This is a genomic window from Candidatus Hydrogenedentota bacterium (genome assembly GCA_012523015.1).
GTDB lineage: Bacteria > Hydrogenedentota > Hydrogenedentia > Hydrogenedentales > CAITNO01 > JAAYBJ01.
In genome coordinates, this window is sequence record JAAYJI010000162.1 from 1 (window position 1) to 3252 (window position 3252).

Sequence of the window (3252 nt, forward strand, 5' to 3'; positions counted from 1 at the left end):
GTGCTGCGCGATCCGGCAAAAGCGAATAAAGCCTACCTTTACTGCAAGGGATAAATCTTTCCGCAGCGGGGACATTGAACCTGTGATTTTTTGTAAGTGGGGGGGATTTTCGCTTTCAAGCCGCATGTACAACTTAAGAAAAGAAACCCATTGACGGAACGGACGAGATCAGCAGCTTCACGATACCGTTGCCTTGGTGTCGGTTCAGATGTTTTAGGTGTAGGCGGCGGCGAAGCAGTCTGTGGAGCTGTTTGGGGAAGACCACCGGTCGCGGCGCGGTGAGCAGCGGCACCCGATACCATGCCTGCCGTTGCTGTCGGCGTTGCGAAGGCAGCGGCGGGCATATGAATATCGTTCAAGTTACCTTCCATCTTTGCCGCTGCCGCATAGGATTGATAGGAAGTAACACCGCCCATGGCACGTAAAATCCGTATACGTTTCGCTATAGGAGGATGGGTACTCGTTAGGGAACTTAAACTGGCTTCCCGCGCCTCCAGAGGATTAATGATATATAAGGGCGCTAAGACCTTGCTCGTTGACTCTTTTTGACCGGGGTTGCCGGCGATTACTTCCAGTGCACTCGCCAAGCCTTCGGGATAGCGTGTATAGACAGCGCCGCCGGCGTCTGCCAAATATTCACGTTGACGGGAACAGGCAAAATAGAGCAATTGAGCCATAAGGGGCGCGATAATGGAGAGTATCCAAGCGAAGAGCAATAGGACAAGGGTAATCAATAATAGGGCGCCATTATCTTTTGATTTGCGCGTACTGAAGCGGCTGGAATTATAGGCGGCGTGGGTGGAAAAGCGCATGGTGAGCAAAAATAATTCGGTGATCAATACGATGGATCCCAGCATGATTGTGGCAAAGGTCATGAAAAGGATGTCGCGGTTGGCAATGTGGGCGATTTCGTGCGCAATAACACCTTGCAGTTGATCACGATTTAATTTAGCAAGCAGCCCTTGGGTGATGGCGACGGCAGCGTGTTCCGGGCTGCGCCCTGCGGCAAAGGCATTTAAGGACATGTCTTCGATGATATACACTTTGGGTACGGCTGGCAGTTGTGCCGCAATCGCCATTTCCTCCACCACATTAAAGAGTTGGGGATGATCTTGTTTTCGAATCTGTTTTGCCCCCGCAACGGCCATAAGAACGCTGTCACCGCCTGAAAAAGCGACAAGGGCTTGGACGCCCCAAATTAGAAAACTTACCGCCATCCCGATCAACGCGCCCATAGGAATGATGAACCGGAAACTCCCGACCATATAGGATTCGGTGACGGGGAAAGCGATCATTCCAATGAGGGCGCCTACAATAAGCAGGACAAGTAACATTAAAAAGATGAGTACAGCGGATTTCCGCCGGTTCGCACGTATCAGTTCAAACATAGCGTACGGCTTCCCCTTTCTGAGCAGCGTCGCAAAGCAGCGTCAGCAGGATACACGCCTGCAATACTGGTTTACCCCTACGGCATTTAAGAGAAGGAGACTTTGGGAACCTCACGTTCCGCAGTTTCAATTTCAAAGAAACTTTCTTTCTTAAAATTAAAAAGTCCCGCCACGATGTTCGTAGGGAACATTTCAATGCGATTGTTGGCGACCATAACCGAATCATTAAAGGCTTGTCGTGCAAAACTAATCCGATTTTCTGTGGAGCTCAGTTCTTCCTGCAACGCAAGGAAATTTTGATTCGCTTTCAAGTCCGGGTAACGTTCCACAACCACAAAAAAATTACTCAACGCTTTGTTCAGTCCGCTTTCCAACCCGCCCTGTTCTGCCACGCTCGCTCCTTTTGCTGAAGCGCTCTGGGCAAGATTGCGAGCACTCACAACGCTTTCCAAGGTTTCACGTTCATGCTGCATATATCCCTTCGCGGTTTCAATCAGATTGGGGATCAAGTCGTGGCGGCGCTTGAGCTGAACATCAATTTGTGACCATGCATTTTTTACCGCATTCCGCAAGCGTATCAAGGTGTTATAAGCGCCGATCATCCAAATCAAGACCACGAAGGCGATTGCGCCAATTACAAGTACTCCAACTAAAAAGCTGCTCATAGACTTCCTTTCTCTTTAACAGTGATACAAAGCCTTACTCTTCCTTTTCTTGAAAAAGTTCACCCAGCCATGTCAGAACGGGTGAGGCCTCAACTGACAAGGCTGCCTTCAGGATATCGTGTAGTTCGCCCTTGTCAAACCACATACCATGTTTCTTGGGACACAAATCATAGACAATTGGAGCAGCACCTTTTGTAACTTGTTTTTCCATCATCGTGCTACAAATGGGGCAGGGACGCTTTGCTTCCCCTTCCGTATGTTTGAGATCGCCTCCACTCAGAAATTCTTCGCTTAGTTGATGTTCGCCCAGTAAAAGATCCAGTTCGCCCGTATCAAGCCAAAACCCTTGGCATTCGCCACAGAAATCAAGTTCGATTTCTAAATATTCAATGGTAAAAAGGGGTTCATGGCAGACTGGACATTTCATGAACGTATTCTATACTTGCATTCTAAAGGAATTCAACTCAAAGATACCAATCTCACTAGAAAGACGTACATAAGCAACCGTTGCACATGAACCGGACTTCTCTTTATAGCGTGCGTGGAATAAAAAAGACGCTTGAATAGGAAGTCTCTCTTCCTGTCTCAAAACCTACAGGACGCATCAAACGCCGATCCCCTTTGATCACTGCAGCCTATTATTCAGCGCCGGCGGCGACGCTCCTTGTGTATCTGGCAGGAAGCAAGCGCCCCCTCTTTTTTCAGCGGCCAAACCTCCCCGAGGGTGTTCCTTAACTAACTCATAAATAGCACTCAGCAAAACGCCATCTTGGTCTCGCTTTTAAGCCTATAGCGATGGGTAGAACGAGGTTAATTGACCACGGTATAGGCCCGACGTTCCGACACTTCGTGGGTATGCTGCACTACATTTGCAACATCCCGGCGCCGCGCCGGGCTCAGAAGTTTCCCTCCGCTATGTCCCGCAGTATAGCCTTGTCTAGTTCTGACTCGGCCAAAAGCTTCTTTAATCGAGCGTTTTCGATTTCTAATTCTTTTAAACGCTTCGCTTCGTCGCACTTCATACCGCCCTATTGATTGCGCCAGCGATGGTAGGTTGCACTGCTCACTTCCAATGCTTGGCATACATGTTCCACGGACTTTCCAACATTCAAAAGACGATCCGCATCCTGAAGTTTGCGAAGGATTTGTTCCGGATGGTGCCGTTTCCTTTTTGACATAATCAAGTCTCCTTGCCCGAA

4 protein-coding genes are annotated in these 3252 nt (G+C 48.9%); all 4 read right to left on the minus strand.

From position 1 onward, the window contains the following. Positions 1-38: 38 nt before the first annotated feature. On the minus strand, positions 39-1388 hold the full coding sequence (locus tag GX117_06985; GenBank protein ID NLO33082.1) for a M48 family metallopeptidase: 1350 nt from the start codon (positions 1386-1388) through the stop codon (positions 39-41). Positions 1389-1474: 86 nt separating this feature from the next. Continuing rightward, entirely contained in the window at positions 1475-2053 is a 579-nt protein-coding gene (locus tag GX117_06990; GenBank protein NLO33083.1) for a LemA family protein, read from the minus strand. A gap of 34 nt (positions 2054-2087) precedes the next feature. Beyond that, positions 2088-2480 carry a hypothetical protein gene (locus GX117_06995; GenBank protein NLO33084.1) on the minus strand — a complete coding sequence of 131 codons (393 nt, stop codon included), beginning with the start codon at positions 2478-2480 and terminating at the stop codon, positions 2088-2090. A gap of 601 nt (positions 2481-3081) precedes the next feature. Then, a complete protein-coding gene (locus GX117_07000) occupies positions 3082-3231 on the minus strand; it encodes a transposase (protein ID NLO33085.1) in 150 nt (49 codons plus the stop codon). Positions 3232-3252 lie beyond the last annotated feature (21 nt).

Excerpts from the sequence above, each read along its gene's own strand:
- GX117_06995 (NLO33084.1), bottom strand. The coding sequence starts at position 2,480 with ATGAAATGTCCAGTCTGCCATGAACCCCTTTTTACCATTGAATATTTA.
- GX117_06990 (NLO33083.1), bottom strand. The coding sequence starts at position 2,053 with ATGAGCAGCTTTTTAGTTGGAGTACTTGTAATTGGCGCAATCGCCTTC.
- GX117_06985 (NLO33082.1), bottom strand. The coding sequence starts at position 1,388 with ATGTTTGAACTGATACGTGCGAACCGGCGGAAATCCGCTGTACTCATC.
- GX117_07000 (NLO33085.1), bottom strand. The coding sequence starts at position 3,231 with ATGTCAAAAAGGAAACGGCACCATCCGGAACAAATCCTTCGCAAACTT.